This is a genomic window from Chryseobacterium sp. BGA-UO-ETr-SB22 (genome assembly GCF_059567885.1).
Window position 1 is genome coordinate 49,894 of the sequence record NZ_JCAQOV010000005.1, and the last position, 16,644, is coordinate 66,537.

The 16,644-nt window shown below is 36.2% G+C and carries 13 protein-coding genes and 3 tRNA genes; 8 read left to right on the plus strand and 8 right to left on the minus strand.

The features are described from left to right. Window positions 1-22: 22 nt before the first annotated feature. Window positions 23-2,317 (minus strand): fibronectin type III domain-containing protein, encoded by a 2,295-nt coding sequence (locus AC57AW_RS07440; RefSeq protein ID WP_496351382.1) that lies wholly within the window; start codon window positions 2,315-2,317, stop codon window positions 23-25. A 385-nt stretch (window positions 2,318-2,702) separates the two neighbouring features. On the opposite strand from AC57AW_RS07440, the gene AC57AW_RS07445 reads away from it, so the two are divergent. From AC57AW_RS07445 to AC57AW_RS07460, 4 genes are all read left to right on the plus strand, one after another. After that, a complete protein-coding gene (locus AC57AW_RS07445) occupies window positions 2,703-4,346 on the plus strand; it encodes a helix-turn-helix domain-containing protein (protein ID WP_496351383.1) in 1,644 nt (547 codons plus the stop codon). Further along, window positions 4,346-5,479, plus strand: a complete 1,134-nt coding sequence (locus AC57AW_RS07450) for a tetratricopeptide repeat protein (RefSeq protein ID WP_496351384.1) — start codon at window positions 4,346-4,348, stop codon at window positions 5,477-5,479. Before AC57AW_RS07445 ends, AC57AW_RS07450 begins: the two co-directional genes overlap by 1 nt. 387 nt (window positions 5,480-5,866) lie before the next feature. Further along, on the plus strand, window positions 5,867-6,454 hold the full coding sequence (locus AC57AW_RS07455) for a Crp/Fnr family transcriptional regulator (RefSeq protein ID WP_496351385.1): 588 nt from the start codon (window positions 5,867-5,869) through the stop codon (window positions 6,452-6,454). A 54-nt stretch (window positions 6,455-6,508) separates the two neighbouring features. Further along, window positions 6,509-7,192: an MBL fold metallo-hydrolase gene (locus AC57AW_RS07460; protein ID WP_496351386.1), complete on the plus strand. Its 684-nt coding sequence runs from the start codon at window positions 6,509-6,511 to the stop codon at window positions 7,190-7,192. Window positions 7,193-7,597: 405 nt separating this feature from the next. Here AC57AW_RS07460 and AC57AW_RS07465 read toward each other — a convergent pair. From AC57AW_RS07465 to AC57AW_RS07475, 3 genes are all read right to left on the minus strand, one after another. Then, a tRNA-Arg gene (locus AC57AW_RS07465) sits at window positions 7,598-7,671 on the minus strand. Between the two features lie 32 nt (window positions 7,672-7,703). After that, window positions 7,704-7,778, minus strand: a tRNA-Pro gene (locus tag AC57AW_RS07470). A 16-nt stretch (window positions 7,779-7,794) separates the two neighbouring features. Further along, window positions 7,795-7,879, minus strand: a tRNA-Ser gene (locus AC57AW_RS07475). A gap of 135 nt (window positions 7,880-8,014) precedes the next feature. On the opposite strand from AC57AW_RS07475, the gene AC57AW_RS07480 reads away from it, so the two are divergent. The 4 genes from AC57AW_RS07480 to AC57AW_RS07495 all read left to right on the plus strand — a co-directional run bounded on the left by AC57AW_RS07480 (window position 8,015) and on the right by AC57AW_RS07495 (window position 12,585). After that, on the plus strand, window positions 8,015-9,040 hold the full coding sequence (locus AC57AW_RS07480) for an N-acetylmuramoyl-L-alanine amidase (RefSeq protein ID WP_318848913.1): 1,026 nt from the start codon (window positions 8,015-8,017) through the stop codon (window positions 9,038-9,040). Between the two features lie 72 nt (window positions 9,041-9,112). Then, window positions 9,113-10,513 (plus strand): aspartate ammonia-lyase, encoded by a 1,401-nt coding sequence (aspA, locus tag AC57AW_RS07485; RefSeq protein WP_496351387.1) that lies wholly within the window; start codon window positions 9,113-9,115, stop codon window positions 10,511-10,513. A gap of 81 nt (window positions 10,514-10,594) precedes the next feature. Then, a complete protein-coding gene (locus tag AC57AW_RS07490) occupies window positions 10,595-11,449 on the plus strand; it encodes a glycosyltransferase family 2 protein (protein ID WP_496351388.1) in 855 nt (284 codons plus the stop codon). Between the two features lie 92 nt (window positions 11,450-11,541). Continuing rightward, on the plus strand, window positions 11,542-12,585 hold the full coding sequence (locus AC57AW_RS07495) for a hypothetical protein (protein WP_496351389.1): 1,044 nt from the start codon (window positions 11,542-11,544) through the stop codon (window positions 12,583-12,585). Here AC57AW_RS07495 and AC57AW_RS07500 read toward each other — a convergent pair whose 3' ends face one another. From AC57AW_RS07500 to AC57AW_RS07515, 4 genes are all read right to left on the minus strand, one after another. Continuing rightward, entirely contained in the window at window positions 12,586-13,266 is a 681-nt protein-coding gene (locus tag AC57AW_RS07500; RefSeq protein ID WP_496351390.1) for a TMEM175 family protein, read from the minus strand. 67 nt (window positions 13,267-13,333) lie between these two features. Next, window positions 13,334-14,833 (minus strand): lipopolysaccharide biosynthesis protein, encoded by a 1,500-nt coding sequence (locus tag AC57AW_RS07505; protein ID WP_496351391.1) that lies wholly within the window; start codon window positions 14,831-14,833, stop codon window positions 13,334-13,336. A gap of 8 nt (window positions 14,834-14,841) precedes the next feature. After that, window positions 14,842-15,636, minus strand: coding sequence for an FkbM family methyltransferase (locus tag AC57AW_RS07510; protein WP_496351392.1), 795 nt, complete (start codon window positions 15,634-15,636; stop codon window positions 14,842-14,844). Between the two features lie 285 nt (window positions 15,637-15,921). Beyond that, window positions 15,922-16,587, minus strand: coding sequence for a DUF2461 domain-containing protein (locus AC57AW_RS07515; protein WP_318848906.1), 666 nt, complete (start codon window positions 16,585-16,587; stop codon window positions 15,922-15,924). Window positions 16,588-16,644: the final 57 nt, after the last annotated feature.

Consider the following 16,644-nt stretch of genomic DNA (forward strand, 5'->3'; position numbering starts at 1 on the left):
CTTTTGATGACAGAGACAACATTTATTTCTTTATGGCTTTTACGGTATGAGAACTACCGTCTTTCATGATCATTTTTACTAAATAGACTCCTGATGCCAAATCTTTTAATGAAATTGTATGGTCAGGATTTCTGATCTCAGTGATGAGTTTACCCGAAGCATCATAAACCGTTACTGATTGTAGATTTTCACGGTCTGTGATCGTAATTATATCCGTGAAAGGATTAGGGTAAATGCTTGATTTTGATCTCACTGAATTGTCCTTTACGTTCATTGTTTGCGTAGGAGCCCATGAAATATTATCCCAATAGTAGAGTGCATTTCCTGAAGTAGCATACGTATTGCGGATAGCCAGTCTTACGCCTGCAGGAACAGTATTCGGAATGACAACAGTGTATTCACTTGTTCCCGTAGCTGGAGTATAGGAGGTATTGGTAATATCCAATTGCTGGATCAGGGTAAAAGTAGAAAGATCAGTAGGGTTGGTCATATATCCAACCTCTAATTTCCCTGTGTTCACGCTGCAGTAAGCATTAAGTTTCAAAGAATGAGTGCCAGCATTGATATTGGTAAATTCAGGTAATACAGCAATTGATATATCTCCTGCAGAAAGACTGCGTTGTAAAATATGTCTCGTTCCGGAAAGAGCTCCGTTTCCATTAAGGTTTACACTCGCTATCCCTGTGACAAGTCTTCCCCAGCATGGAGCATTGGTTAATGATCCCGTAGTATAAGAATCAAAATTTTCTGAAAGTGTTGGTACAGGTGCACAAAGAGTCAGTACCGCTGCAATATTGCTCCATAGACTCTGATCAGAAGCGCTGCATCTTGATCTTACCCATATATAATAGGTTGTTGCAGAGTTTAATCCCTGAATGGTATAAGGATTTGCGGTTACACCTGTTATATTAGGTACAGCAGATGAGGTTGGGGGAGTGTTGCTTGTACTGTAATAGATGTCATATCCCATTGCTGGTGCAGCTGCAGGAGCTATCCATGCTATATTCGCTGTTGCGCTGGTTGCATTGGATAAAACGATATTTGTTGGAGTAAGGCAGGTTGGTTTAGGTTCCCAGTATACATTATCCCAGTAGATATTCACTGAAGGAACACCTCCATGTCTTACGGCCAGTCTTGCGTTGGCAGGAACAGTATTGGGAATCACGACACTGTATTCAAATCCATCGAAAACAGTATTGCTGATATTCACAGACTGGATATTCACAAAAGAAGAAGCATTCGTATCATTGGTAACATAGCCTATATCTAATACGCCTGCAGTACTGCTTACTCTAGCTTTAAATCTCAGCCAGTGAGTTCCCGCATTTACATTACTGAACATCGGAAGAACTGCAATTGCTGTATTAGCTGCTCCATTGGCACTCTGATACATCGCTTTACTACTGTTCACACCACTACCGGACGAAATATTCTGATACCCTGATCCCAAAATAATTCTATCCCAGCAGTCAGCATTATTTGGTCCGGTTGCTGTACTTTCAAAATCTTCAAACATTGAAGTTTTAGCATCGCACTTGGTTTTAAATATCCCCCTCAAAGACCATGCACTTTTGTTAGATGTACCGCAAACTGATCTTACATAATAATAGTATGTAGTAAAAGACGAAAGTCCGCTGACAGGTGCTGAGATTGTATTACTGGTTCCCGATATTGGAGTAGAGGCATCCGGAATAGTGGTGGAAGAAGTATAATAATATTCATAGCTTCCCGGTGCTGTTGCAGGAGCACTCCAGGAAATCATTGCAGAATTGTTGGTAATATTGGAGGAAGTAAGTGTTACAGGAACAAAACAGGTTGGAGAAGGATCTATCTTCAAGCTGAAATCTACAAAATTACCATAATTGTTAGGACCGCATGGGTTTACAGGATTCGGAAATGAAGTTCCGCTCTGTACCCTGATCCTATATATTCCTGCTGCCTGAGTAGGTGGAACAAAAAACTGGTCATCAATAACCGAATAGCTTGAAGGCCCTAATGGATTCTCATAAAAATCATCAAAATCGCCATCATTGTTCCAGTCGATCCAGACATAAGATTTTGTTGCAGACCCCGCGAAATCCAGATGAACATTCACTGTTCCTCCCGGATATGAAGTTACTGTCTGGCTTGAAGAATTGTCAACGTATGCCTGATAGGTTGCAGCCGTATAATATAAAGCTCCCTGATCTGAAAATATGGCATTTTTTAAATAATTAGCCTGGCTGGAAGTTCCGGCTGTAGGAACACAGTAAGTCTGTGCCTTCAGTTGATGGGCCGAAAAGAGGAAAATCATCCATAATAAGTAGTGTTTTCTCATTTTATTTCTATTTTTTTAGGGTTACATATACCGGCTTTATTGTCAGATTTTGAGCGGTAGAATTAATTGTTGTAATACTTTTTTAATTTCTTTTTCTATATCAATGGGTAATGATCCATTGAATTATATCTTAAAAATCATATCTTAGATGATTATAAGATTATCTTTAATTTTTTATAATGATAATGCTTAATAAGTGTGATGGGTTCATTGAAATTTGAGAATAAGTCTAATATTTTGAATCGACTTAAAGGTTTGAACAATATTAGCGTTATATTTGCCCTTCGTCAAGAAATAAGCTTGCATAATTCGTTGAATTTACAAGAATTAAAAAAATAAAATATTGTAAATCAATAGTTTGTGTTTGTGTGGTTTAAAAGGAGTAATGATAGAAATATCAGATAAAAACAATGGGGAAATGATCCTTATGTTCAAAAAAATACTTAAAAATAATATATCAATATTGTTTTTGATTCTGTGGTGCCCGGTTTTTATACATGGGCAGGCTGCTCCGGATTTTAGTATTTTAACCGATAAAGCTTTTCAGAAATTATATCAGAATCCCGAAGAATGTATCAGCTATTCACAGAGCCTTTTGATCAGTGACAAAAATATTGAGCATAAAGTGATTCTCCGGAATATTATTTCCCAGGCTTATGCCTTGCAGGGAAACTATGTACAGTCTGTAAGTATTTCCAATCAGAAAGAAGAAGATGACAAAAAAGGGAATCTTTCCCATTTTATCCAGTTGTTTGATGATTATAACCTTGCAGATCAGTATCAGAACTTAGGACTGTACGGACAGTCGAAAAAAATCATTGCAGGTATTTTAAAAGATCCGGAACTTTTAAAAAGCAGCAACCCCAAAGAGCGGATGGTACTCGCCAAACTTTTCCAGCTTCAGGCGATCAATGCCGGAATTGATAGGAATTATAATTCCGCTTTACTGAATGTTGATAAAAGTGATTCCTACCTTAATAATAACAATGAAGAGAACAGGATTATCAAATGGGAAAATATTATTTTCCGGTCTACTTTCCTGATGAGGCAGAATAAACTGGGAGAATCAAAAAAATTACTTGATGATGTTATTCAGGACATTGAAAAACATGATAATAATGCTTTTATCTCTGCGTTTGCCTATGAAAGCATGTCCCGTTATTACTTTCTGAAAGGTGATTATAATGGAGCTGTAAAACAACTGGAAAAAGGATTTTCGGAAATCGAAAACCTTCCTTACAATGATCTGAAAATCATATTTTATGAATTGTTTGCCCGGAGCTATCTGGCACTCAATAATGATGAAAAATACTATTATTACAATAATTTATACACAGATTTAAAAGCAAAACTGGATTCCAATAAAAAAGAAGGCATACAGTATGTCGTTAAACTGCTTGAAACATATCATCATAAAAACCTTGAATTCCAGGAACAGAATAAAGAGAAGCAGCTTAAAACCGTCGGTATTATTATTCTAATTCTTATTGCAGGAATCATTGCGTATCTCCTGAGTGAATCAGCAAGAAGCAGACACCTCAAAAAACAGCTTGACTTCTTTGAAAAACTGAAAATAAAAGAAGAATCTTCAATCGTTGAGGTTGAGAGACTGAAAGATGAAGCGGTAAAAGAGATTAAAAATCAGGAAAAGGATCCATCAAAAATTTCAAAAGAAAAAGAAGAAGAAATTCTACAGAAACTCAAAGACTGGGAAAAATCTGACAGTTATCTGAATAAAAATATGTCACTGGCCATTCTTTCTGCCCAGATAGGAATAAATACTAAATATCTGTCTGAAGTCATCAATAATAATAAAGGAAAGAACTTTAACGGCTATGTTAATGAATTGAGAATTGATCATATCGCGCGCCTTTTGAAAACAGATCCGGCTTATCTGAATTATAAAGTAAGTTATCTGGCAGAATATGCTGGATTTTCATCTCATGGTGCATTTACGAACGTTTTCAAATCCATTACAGGAATGTCACCGAATACCTATATTCAGGAAATTATAAAAAATAAAAACTGATGAAACTCTTTATTCATATCGTGTTGATGGGTCTTTTGCTTTTTCAGGCACCTCTTGCCGGGCAGAAAATTTCTGATGATTCCCTGATGAAGATTGCTAATCAGGAAATTTATAACAATCCGGACAATGCCATAAACATTGGAAAGAAACTGCTCCGAAAAGAAAAAGATCTCAATAAGTCCATTAAAATCTATCTGATTTTGTCTACTGCAGGAATTGCCAAGAGAAACTTTGACGAATCTCTGCAATATATTCTGAAAGCAAGGGAACTGGTGCAGAAAACAAATGATCCCAAGATTCAGACCAGCTTTTTGATAGCAGCAGCTATGCAGTACCAGCAGATGGAACTCTTCAGCAAAAGCCTCGAAACATTGGACGAAGCTGATGAATATTTGGTAAAATTGCCCGAAGATTCCTATCTGAAACATTTTGAAACAGCCAGAAGCTTTGCTCTGCGCGGGATGATCTATAAGAGCCAGTCGAATCCCGAAATTGCCCTTCAGGAATTTTTAATTGCCATCAGAAACTTTGAAAAAATCAAAGAAAAAAAAGAGAAAACATACTTTAACCAGAGTATCATTTACTACAATATCGGTCATTGTTATCTCAATCTCAATCAGCCGGATAATGCCGGAGCAGCTTTCATGAAATCTATGAGTCTGGCAGGTTTAATCAAAGCCAAAAGCCTTGAAGCATTTGCTTTAAAGGGACTGGCAGAGATGAACAAGCAAAAACATCAGAATCAGGAAGCATTGAAACTGTTAATAAAAGCTGAAAACTTAGGCAAAGAAGCAGGAGATCTGTCCCTTAATGAAGGTATTTATAAAGAAATGGCAGATAATTATCTGGCGATGGGAAATCCCAATCTTTATCAGGTTTACAGCAGGAAATACTTTGAAACAAAATTTAAAAGAGAACAGAGCGAATTGAGCTCTATCAATCACGCTATTGATGTTCACAATATAGAAACCGAAAAGAAAAGCGAAAGAGTAGCCGCCAGATATAATTATTTTATTGCAGGGATAATTCTTTTGGGACTTTTTATACTAAGTATCTTTTCCTATTTTGTCATGAAGATCAGAAAACAGAATAAGAAATATCAGGATGAAATTAAGCAGCTTATCAGGGATTAAACAGAAGTTCTTTTAGTTTTGAATTAAGAATACAGCTATCTGGAAATTTCGGTGTTTTTAATTGTCTTATCTTTTATAAGTTTAGGCTAAATCGTGTTCCTATTGAACGTGGTTATTTATGTTGAGTAAACTTGTTGTGACGTTTTTTCATTGTCTGAAACCAGGAATAACGAAAAACCTCACCGCTTCTAGTGAATTTTTAAGTGAGCGCAAAAGAATGTAAAGCTTTGCGGTCAATCAGGATATTGATCTTAATTAGGTATTAAAGGTTTTTTGTTGAATTTTAATACTTTTGTTGAATCTACGATAATTGTTAGATTTGGATGCCTAATTTGGTATGTAACCATAGAAGGTTAGAAGAAAATTAATAGACAAAAAAATTGCTAAATGGTTGACGTATTTGAAAATTACCTATCCTCAGCAGGAGGATTATCCACCGAAGAAATCAACCTTTCTGCGCAATTCTTTGAAACAATCCGCTTAAAAAAGGGCGATTTTTTTATTCGTGAAGATGAACCCTGCTGTCATGTTGGATTTATTGCTAGTGGTGCTGTAAAAGCATACGCTATTGACAAAGATGGAAAGGAAAATATAACTTGCTTCAAGTTTGAAAAGGAATTTATCACCTCGTTTCCGGAGTTTGTGAAGCAGGAAAAATCTAGAAGGAGTATCAGGACTGTAGAAGATAGCGTAATCTATAGAATAAGCTACCCGGATTATCAGCAACTGCTTGGTCAGGTCACCGCTTGGAACGGAGTCATTAAATCCGTGATGGAGCAGGAGTATAACCAAAAGGAACGTTATCTGTTGAACTACAACAATAAATCGACTGTGGATAAATACCGTCATGTGTTGTCTAACGAACCGATGCTCGTTCAGCGCATAGCAACGCAGGACTTGGCATCGTACCTGGGCATTACACAGCGATCGCTTACACGGGCGAAGGGACAAATACATAGACCCAATGTATTATAGGACAAATGTCCTTATCCAGTACTGATCAGTGATATAGATTTGCATAAAAAAACAATGCTACGTCAAATTGCTCCCGAAGTGTTCCAGATTTCACTGATGCCAAGAAACAGTATCAACTGTTATATTATCGATGGTGTATTGGTAGACTCCGGAATACGGAGTTCGTATACTACTGTAAAGAAAGTTCTCCAGAAAATCCCTGTTTATCAACATGTACTGACGCATGCGCATGCAGATCATCAGGGCTGTAGTGATCAGATATGCGATGAGTTTGCGATACCCTTACTCTGTCATCCCGACGAAGTTTTTAGGACAGAAACGGGTATGGTAACCAACGATTATCCAACTCCGCAACATTGGGTAGCAAAGCTTCAGCAGAAGTACTGGGCTGGTCAGGGACATAAAGTCGAACAGACAATCGTTGAAAACGATAGGATCGGGGACTTTAGGGTAATAGAAACGCCCGGACATTCTGCTGGTCATATTTCTTTATTCCGTGAGCGGGATGGTGTACTGATCATTGGAGATGTGGCAACAAATATGAACCTGCTCACAACAGCAACCGGTCTGCGGCTTCCGCCAAACATATTCACCTCGGATCAACAGAGCAACATCCAATCGCTCCGGAAGTTAGCAAAATTGAATCCTGCCATTATCTGTTTCGGTCACGGACCGGTCATGCAGAATACAGATCGGAAGTTTGAGCAGTTTGTGGCTAAATGTAGCGCGACTCTGTAAAGATATATCGTGCTGTAATTACGGTTTAAAAAGATCTTTCTCAAAAAATTACAACCTATCAGAAAAAGATATTATAATCTTAAGGATTTCGAATTTTCGAAGAAGTCGTGTGGAATAAATATTGAGGCACTTCCAGATGATTTCAAACAAGTCGTTCAAAAATCGAAGTCTAAATATCTCCAAATAGTAAAGTTTGGGTCACAGATTTTTATTGGTATAAAAAAAGAGACAACTATCAAATAGTTGTCTCTTTAAGTAAGCGCGAAAGGATTCGAACCTTTGACCGTCCTGATTGAAATCGGGATGCTTTATATTATCTGATTCATTGATGTCGTAGGATTGTAAAATAAGATGGGTAACCTTCTAAAAGCAAAAAACCTCACAATAGAAATTGTAAGGTTTTTGTGAGCGCGAAAGGATTCGAACCTTTGACCGTCTGCTTAGAAGGCAGATGCTCTATCCAGCTGAGCTACGCACCCATTAAGTAGTTTTGAGAAAACTACTAAAACAGTCGGGGCGGCAGGATTCGAACCTGCGACCTCCTGGTCCCAAACCAGGCGCGATGACCGGACTACGCTACGCCCCGAGAATATATAAATGAGCGGAGGGTAAGGGATTCGAACCCTTGCGACACTTTCGCGTCGACAGTTTAGCAAACTGCTCCATTAACCACTCTGGCAACCCTCCTTTTTGTTTATTTTTTAATGATCGTTGTTCCGTTATTGCGAGTGCAAATATAGAATAGATTTCTTTATTTACCAAATAAAATTCAAGAAAAATTTGTGTATTTTTGAAGTAATAAATCATCCAAAAACCAAACTGATGCGTAAAACATTATATATCATCGGATTAAGCACTTTTGTTTTTTCATGTACTTCTCAACAAAATGTAAAAAAAAATACATACAAACCAAAAACCCCGATAACACAGGCGAAACCGACGGTTCAGACAACACCTCCGGTTGCTCCAAAACCAAAAGTTGTATCTGATCATGGAGTAGACTTTTTTACTACTAATATAGCAGACCCAACAAAAAATGATAATACGGTAAGTTATGGTTCTATTGTTTCTGCAAAACCAGGTGGATATAAAGTGGTAAAGACTTATTTCCCTGCAGTCGCCCAAAACTTCAGACAGCGCTACTTAATATTACACTATACAGCCATTCCAGACGATAAATCAATTACTGTTCTTACCCAGCAGGCAGTGAGCGCCCATTATCTGGTAAACAATATAGGAGATAACGAGATTTATCAGTTGGTAGACGAAAACAAAAGAGCATACCATGCAGGTGTAAGCTCTTGGAGAAATGACAAAAACCTCAATGATACGTCTATCGGTATTGAAATTGTAAACGCCGGCTATACTACAGATGCTACAGGTAAAAGAACATTTGCTCCTTTTAGTGATGATCAGGTAAAAAAAGTGGCAGCATTGGTTAAAGATATTGTGGCAAGATATCAGATTCAGCCTACTTATGTACTTGCTCATTCAGATATTGCTCCTACAAGAAAACAGGATCCGGGACCTATGTTCCCATGGAAAAAGTTATATGACGAATACCAGATTGGGATGTGGTATGATGACGCAGCCAAGCAGACTTATCTTGAAGCAGCACAGGCAGACATTACTGCAAAGTATAATGATTCCAGCTTTATTTTCCTTATTCAGACTTCATTACAGAAATTTGGATACGGATTGGATCTTAGCGGGAAATGGGATGATGCCACCAAGAAAACAATTGAAGCATTCCAGTACCACTTCCGTCCACAGAATTATGATGGAATCATGGATGCTGAAACATGGGCAATACTGCAAGCTTTAAATCAAAAATATCCAGTAAAATAATTCAAATTAAAGCGCATCGGTTAGATGCGTTTTTGTTATCTTTAAACGATCAAAAACAGTAAAATATCTGTAATGGAAAATTTCAGGAAAGAAAGTGATCTATTAGGCGAACTGAATGTGCCTTTAGATGCTTATTATGGGGTTCAGACACAAAGAGCTATCAACAATTTTAAAATTTCAGGGCAGCTTTTGTCTTCATATCCGGATTTCATAAAAGGGTTGGCTTTTGTAAAAAAAGCAGCCGCAAAAACCAATTATGAATTAGGACTTCTAGACGAAAACCTATATTTTAAAATAGCAGAAGCATGTGATGAAATTGTAGACGGGAAATATCATGAGCAGTTTCCGGTAGATATGATTCAGGGTGGGGCAGGAACTTCCATCAACATGAATGCAAATGAAGTGATCGCCAATATTGTGTTGGAGAAATTAGGGAAAAATAAAGGAGAATATGAATTCTGTTCACCTAATGATCATATCAACCTTTCACAGTCAACCAACGACGCTTATCCTACAGCCATCAAAATGGGATTGCTGCAGATGAACATCGGACTGGTAGAAAAGCTTGAAAAAATTATTGCCGCATTCCGTGCAAAAGGACAAGAGTTTCATGATGTTATCAAAATGGGACGTACTCAGCTTCAGGATGCAGTTCCAATGACTTTGGGACAGGAATTTGAAGCCTATGCAGCTACGTTGGAAGAGGATATTTCCAAACTGAATAATAATGCAGACCTTTTCGTAGAAGTGAATATGGGAGCAACAGCTATCGGAACAGGATTAAACGCTCCCGTAGGATATGCCGTTCTTTGTGCTAAAAACTTAGCTCAGATTACAGGATTCCCGATTGTTTCAGCACCGAATTTAGTGGAAGCAACTCCTGATACAGGATCTTATGTAATCTACTCTTCAGCTACGAAACGCCTTGCGGTGAAATTATCAAAGATCTGCAACGATTTAAGATTGCTTTCATCAGGTCCAAGAGCAGGTCTTTTTGAAATTAACCTTCCGCCGATGCAGCCGGGATCTTCTATCATGCCGGGTAAAGTAAATCCGGTAATTCCGGAAGTGGTAAACCAGGTTTGTTTCAAAGTATTTGGAAATGATCTTACCGTGACTTTTGCGGCAGAGGCAGGACAGTTACAGCTGAATGTAATGGAGCCGGTACTTTCTCATGCCATCATGGAAAATATCAACTTCCTTTGCAATGCTTTAGATACCCTTCGTGACAAATGTGTGGTTGGAATTACTGCCAATAAAGAAATTTGCCTGAATATGGTAAAGCACAGTATCGGTATTGTAACAGCATTGAACCCTTATATCGGGTACAAACAGTCTACACAGATTGCTAAAGAAGCATTGGAAACAGGAAAAAGCGTTTACAACCTTGTTCTTGAAAAAGGAATTCTTTCTCAGGAGAAACTGGACGAAATCCTTGATCCGAAAAATATGCTGAAACCGCATAACAAATAAATTCTATAAACGATGAATGATCAATGATAAGAAACTTTTAGGGTGTCATTGATCATTCATTATTAATTACTTATAATTCCCGTGAGGTTTTTAATCATAATTCCTGCCCATAACGAAGAAGACAATCTCTCCTTTACGCTGGATTCTTTACAGCAGCAAAGCAGCAAAGATTTTAAAGTAGTGGTAGTGAATGACGGTTCTACAGACAGGACATCTGAGATTATCAGAAAATATACAGAAACTGATTCCCGTTTTGAAACCGTTAATCTTCAGAAATCCGAACATCAGCCAGGATCTAAAGTCGTTCATGCTTTTAAAAACGGACTTCAGACTCAGTCTATGGATGAATTTGATATCATCTGTAAATTTGATGCCGATATCATCCTTCCGCAAAACTATCTGACAGCAGTAGAAGCAGCTTTTGTAAACAACCCGGAGTACGGGCTTGTAGGAGGTCTTCTGTACATAGAAAAAGACGGAAACTGGATCTATGAAGGAAATTCCAATAAACATCACGTAAGAGGCCCTATGAAGGCTTATCGTAGAGAATGTTTTATTCAGATTGGCGGTTTAAGAGAAACATTGGGCTGGGATAATATAGATTCTATACTGTTGGAAAATCTGGGATGGAAGGAAGTTGTTCTTCCGGAGCTCCATGTGAAACTGATTAAAGTAAAAGGTGCGGATTATACAATACGGCCGGCAGATTATTATGGCAGATACTTTTATTTTTTAGGTCTGAACAGGTTTCTTGCTTATGTAGCCTCTTCAAAAGAAGCGATGAAAAGCAAGTCTCCATCATTTTTCTTTGATATTATCAGTTCCTATGAAAATTGCAGGTCCAAAAAAATGGAACTTAAAATAACGAAAGAAGAGCAAAAAGCTGTTAATGATCAGCGCTGGAGGATGCTGAAGAAGAAGTGGTTGAAGATGTAGGTAAATAATTTTGTATATTTTAATCAATAAAAACAAAAAAATAAAAATCCATTGGCTTTAGTCAAAACTTAAGATTTAACTCTCATTCACCTGTGAAAAAAATAGCTTACATAGAAATAGACACTCACGCAGAAATTGCTCAGGCTTTCATGGATGTTATGGAAGGTTCTCAGGATTTCACCATAGACTATTATTTTTCAAAAAAAATTAAAGATCAGATCCGTCATGGTAATGAAGCAGTGTTCCTGTCAGACAGTTCTATGATTCTGGATCAGCTGAAAGGAAAAGGATATGATTTGGTTATCATAGGGACTGTACATCGTTATTTTAATACATTTTTAGCAATAACAAAAAAGTACAATACGGCAATCATTACCCATAATCTTAATTTTACAAAAGCTTCAAAGCTGGATCTGATGAAGAGTGTTTTCAAAGGAGATATTATCTTCAGGCTAAAACTGTGGCTGAAAGAAGGATTATTCTACAAAACTAAAGTTTATCAGACGTCCAGATCTCTTTTCGTACTGGATGAAGCATTGATTTCGGAGAGGCATCAGTTTTTACCCCTGTTTTATACACGGGATTTTGATAAAATTAAAAATGATAATCTGATTGTCGTTATTCCTGGTGGGGTTTCTCAGAAGAGAAGAGATTATGCCTATATTCTTGAAACCATTCAAAAACTAAATACAGATAAGTCTTATACGTTTGTTTTCCTTGGAAAAGCAAAAGGACATGAATTAAGACAAATTGAACAACTTTCTGCAAAACAGCTTGGAAATATTGAGATCATTTATTTTTCCGAAAGAGTTTCTTCTGAAGAGTTTGAAAAATGGATGCAGAAAGCGGATATCTTGTGGTGCCCGATTCAGAAGGATACAGAATTTTTCAGTATGAAAGAAACGTATGGACTGACTAAAATGACAGGAAACCTTGGTGATGCCATTAAGTATGGAAAACTGGTTATCTTTCCAAAAGACTATCAGTCAAATTTAAAATTTATTCTTCTGGAAGAAGAAAACATTCTTACTCAGTGGGAGAGATTAGCGGGGATCGATTTTGATTTTCAAATAAAATATAGTAAAAAGGAAATTTTAAAAGATCTGGAAAATAGGTTGAATAATCTTACTAGATAATTACGCTTTTTTGATTGTTTTTTTTACGAATGTATCAAATATTTTTTTTGATAATCCACATACAAGAAATACTAATAAAACGGTCTGAACATTGTTCGTCAAAAACGTTACTAAAAATATAATTGAAAAAATAATTGTTGTGAATAACAGGTCAGAAGTGAATTTTTTTCTTTCCTCTAAAGTCATTTCGAAAGAATATTCTTTGTGTTTTACAATTGCAAGCCAATAAAGGGTGTAGATAGCCACTCCTGCAAGAATATGATTTAACAAGAAAAATCTAAATGCTAATATAACAACATTTTTATTGTCAACACTCTCAGCAAAAAAAGCAGTAGTAAAAGGAAAGAAGATGATGGGCAGCAGCATGATCATATTGGCTATTACAATTTGCTTATTGTAATTATGAATATGCTTAAATAGAAAATGATGACGCATCCAATATGTTACAATGAGAAAAAAGCTCAACAAAAGAGCAAAAAAATTATATTTAAGTTCAACTAACTGTTCCCAGGCATTATCAAAAGTGGTTTCTTTCGTTATATGAGGAATTTTAAACTCTATAATAAGAAGGGTAATAGCAATAGCAAAAATTGCATCACTAAAAAAGGCTAAGCGTTCTACTTGAAAATCTTGCTTAGGATGCTTATCACTATCAGCTGTGTGTTGTTGTTTCTGAGCCATACCGATTTCATATTATATAGTACTCGGTTAATCTGTTTATATAATATTTACGAATGTAGTATTTTTTTTACTTAAACTTAAAAATACTCTTAATAAATTTCATATTCAGATAGTCTTCAACCGGGAAAATCTTGGTGAAATAATTTCCAATATAGATCAATATCAAAACAACTGCTGGCTTGTAAATCAGGTTGATCAGATTGCTGTTGAAGTTCGGAAGAACAATCGCGACAGTAATAGCCAGCGTGCAGATAATAGAAACAAAAATCATTTCAATACTCAGCGGTGAAACTTTGAATACAAAATAATTGAAAACGATTTTCACAACATTGTAGATGGAAAGAGAAATAGCTGTAGATAAAGCAATTCCAATCAGTTTAAGGTCTGTATTTTTAATAAAATAATAGTTGAGTCCAATAGTCAGCCCCGCCAGTAAAAGCATCACCAGAATATTGAATCTGTAATATTTTGAGAGCGAAATAATATTTCCGTTGAAACCTGTTGCAAGATCTATCAATACTGCAGAACCCCAGATCCAGACTACAGGTTCGTATTCTCTCAGCATCGTTCCGTTCTTTGGCATAAATTGTGTCAGATAAGGGAACCCAACCATAATGCAGGAGAATAAAACAGCTCCAAGGAAATATAACGTTAAAGATGTTTTCTTGTGAAACCTGTCCAGCTCTTCCATATCTCCGTCTGCCAAAGTCTTGTTGATGATAGGTGCGGAAATATTAAATAATCCGAGTTGTGGAATAGAGATTAATGAGATCAGGGCGTATAAAACAGAATAGATTCCTACCTCTTCCATTCCCATAAATTCCCCAATCATAAAGCTGTTGATCGCCAGGTAATTTCCAAAAGTTCCCAGGAATCCGAAGAAACTGTAATTGAAAAATTCTTTCCAGAAATTGTTTTTCTTAAAATAATCCGTATTAAAATCAAGCTTGATTTTTTCCAGTTTATTGGTGTAATAAATATACCCCAAAAGCATTAAAAAGAATATTCCAAAAAAGAAAATGTAGGCAATTTTCTGCGATGTTGGAGCAGTAATATTCCGAGACAAAGCAAAGAAAAAGAGACAAAAAGCTCCCAAATTCGCTATTTTCGGAAACAGATTGTCGAAAATATTGGAAACAACGATTCTTTTATAATTGGAAGTGTATTTATTGAAAATAGCACAGAATGAAAGGATTAAAATCAGCGGGAGAATCATTTCCTTGATCTTCCATGCTTCCGAGTGCCTGAACTTTGGATAAAAATAGGGAAGTATAAAAAATACAACTGTAAAAACAAGAAAATTGATAAAAACTGCAAGCAGCGACAATGACAGCATATTTTGTTTTTTGCCGTCTCTTTCTACGGTGTGGAAAAATTTCACATTAGAATAGGAAATTCCCAGTACTACAAAAGGAACCAGCATTTCTGCAGTAGGGAGGATGTAGCGCAGCTTTCCATAAAATTCAAAATCATTCGGAAATATGAATATTGCGGAAACTGTGCCCAGCAAAAAACCAATATAACCGATAATGGAATATTTGAAGCCTTGTCTCGCTACTACACTCATAAGTCGTTTTAGATGTTTTTAGGTATAAAAATAATATTGTTGATGTACTGAGTTTTATTTTTTTCGTCGTTTGTATTTTGTGTTATGATATCCTCTGTAAGATTTTCCAGCGTAAAGCTGTTTCTGTTCAGATATTTCGCTTCATACCCCCAGTTTATTACTTCAGATATTTCGTTCCATATAGGTGTTTGGTGGTGTCTTTGTTCCATTTCGACCATTAATGTCGGCATGAATTGTCTGATAGTTTCTCTCGCTCCGGAAAGTGTTTTTATTTCGTTTCCTTCAACGTCTATTTTGATGAAATCAAGCCTTTTGAAATGTTCCAGTGCAGCCCATTCATCCAGTTTGATCACTTTTACTTTTTCGGTATAGCTTTTTTCTTCCCCCTTTTCCTTGTAAGAAGTATTTAAAGTACCACGGGAAGCAATTGTTTTTCCGTTAATAATAGGTACTTTGAACTCGGCAATTCTGTTTTCATCAGAAAGAGCCAGAGGAAAAATATGCATTGCTGGAAATAGTCTTTTTAATCGTCTGTACAGCTTTTTATTGGGTTCAAAACCATAAATATGGTCGTGTTTCAATGTATTTTCCAACTGGTATAGGAAAGTTCCTACATTCGCACCAATGTCCAGTATGACAGCATTTTTAGGAAGGTATTCTTTGATCCATACCAGTTCCGGTTCTACATTGCGTTCCGAAAAATTATTTTTATTAAGATTATTTAACGTTTTAAAATATCTTTTTTTATAGAAATTCGGAGTTATATATTGTAGTTTTTCTGCGATTTTTTGGTATAAAGACATCGTAAGCTTTTTGACGAACAGCAAAGATAAGCAAAAATGTAAAACTTTTCTTAAAAAATGTTAAATATAATGCGTTGATTTTCAATAATTATGCTCAGTGTCTGTTTTTGTATGATACTGAATTCTAATGTATTTTCAATTTGTCACAGAAACTCCTATGTATCTTGAACATCTTGTACAAAACATTCTATACAACATATCTTCAGCATAAATATGGCCAATCACCAGTGGAAAGTGTTATTTGTGGTCAAAAACTGTTTTCATTAGCTCTAATAGTCAAGTTTATTAGAGAAAAGGAGTATTCAGAAAATCATTGAAAGGTTTCATCAGTTTAAAAACTTTTGTCATATTTTTCACTGCACTTTTATCCAGTACTTCTTCGTCTTTCAGTTGATATACCACAATAAAGTTCTTAAGCTTCAGATATTCTCCCATAGGATCTTCTTTTTCGAAACCTTGAGGGATTTTTTTCAGTTTGTCATCCTGATCCAGTTCTGGGAAATGTTTTTTGAAATCCTTATTGTTGAGAATGGTAAGGAAATCATTACCATACAACGATATTTCTTTGCGTACTTCTTTCAAAACAGAAGATTCAGGCATATAGATACCTCCGGCTAAAAAAGATTTTCCAGGTTCCATGTGAAGATAGTAACCTCCTTTCTGATTGCCTTTTCCCATTCCCAGAGAAGCTCCGAAATTGGTTTTATAAGGAGATTTGTCTTTTGAAAATCTTGTGTCTCGGTAAATTCTGAACAGGGCTTTTTTACTGTCAATTTTAGCAAGTTCTTCATCAAAACCGGACATCTCTTTAATCAGTTCATCCAAAAATGAAACAATATTTTGCTGAGATTCTGTGTACAGGTTTTTATTTTCGTTAAACCATTCACGGTTGTTATTCTTATTTAACTTTTTTAAAAAATCAAATGTATGGGAAGAAATGCTTGCAGACATATTTTGTTAGGTGTTATTGAGTGTTGTTGCGAAACGATTTTTCAATCTCAAAGTTCC

Excerpts from the sequence above, each read along its gene's own strand:
- AC57AW_RS07515 (WP_318848906.1), bottom strand. The coding sequence starts at position 16,587 with ATGTCTGCAAGCATTTCTTCCCATACATTTGATTTTTTAAAAAAGTTA.
- AC57AW_RS07440 (WP_496351382.1), bottom strand. The coding sequence starts at position 2,317 with ATGAGAAAACACTACTTATTATGGATGATTTTCCTCTTTTCGGCCCAT.
- AC57AW_RS07460 (WP_496351386.1), top strand. The coding sequence starts at position 6,509 with ATGCTACGTCAAATTGCTCCCGAAGTGTTCCAGATTTCACTGATGCCA.
- AC57AW_RS07450 (WP_496351384.1), top strand. The coding sequence starts at position 4,346 with ATGAAACTCTTTATTCATATCGTGTTGATGGGTCTTTTGCTTTTTCAG.
- aspA (WP_496351387.1), top strand. The coding sequence starts at position 9,113 with ATGGAAAATTTCAGGAAAGAAAGTGATCTATTAGGCGAACTGAATGTG.
- AC57AW_RS07480 (WP_318848913.1), top strand. The coding sequence starts at position 8,015 with ATGCGTAAAACATTATATATCATCGGATTAAGCACTTTTGTTTTTTCA.
- AC57AW_RS07510 (WP_496351392.1), bottom strand. The coding sequence starts at position 15,636 with ATGTCTTTATACCAAAAAATCGCAGAAAAACTACAATATATAACTCCG.
- AC57AW_RS07505 (WP_496351391.1), bottom strand. The coding sequence starts at position 14,833 with ATGAGTGTAGTAGCGAGACAAGGCTTCAAATATTCCATTATCGGTTAT.
- AC57AW_RS07445 (WP_496351383.1), top strand. The coding sequence starts at position 2,703 with ATGATAGAAATATCAGATAAAAACAATGGGGAAATGATCCTTATGTTC.
- AC57AW_RS07455 (WP_496351385.1), top strand. The coding sequence starts at position 5,867 with ATGGTTGACGTATTTGAAAATTACCTATCCTCAGCAGGAGGATTATCC.
- AC57AW_RS07500 (WP_496351390.1), bottom strand. The coding sequence starts at position 13,266 with ATGGCTCAGAAACAACAACACACAGCTGATAGTGATAAGCATCCTAAG.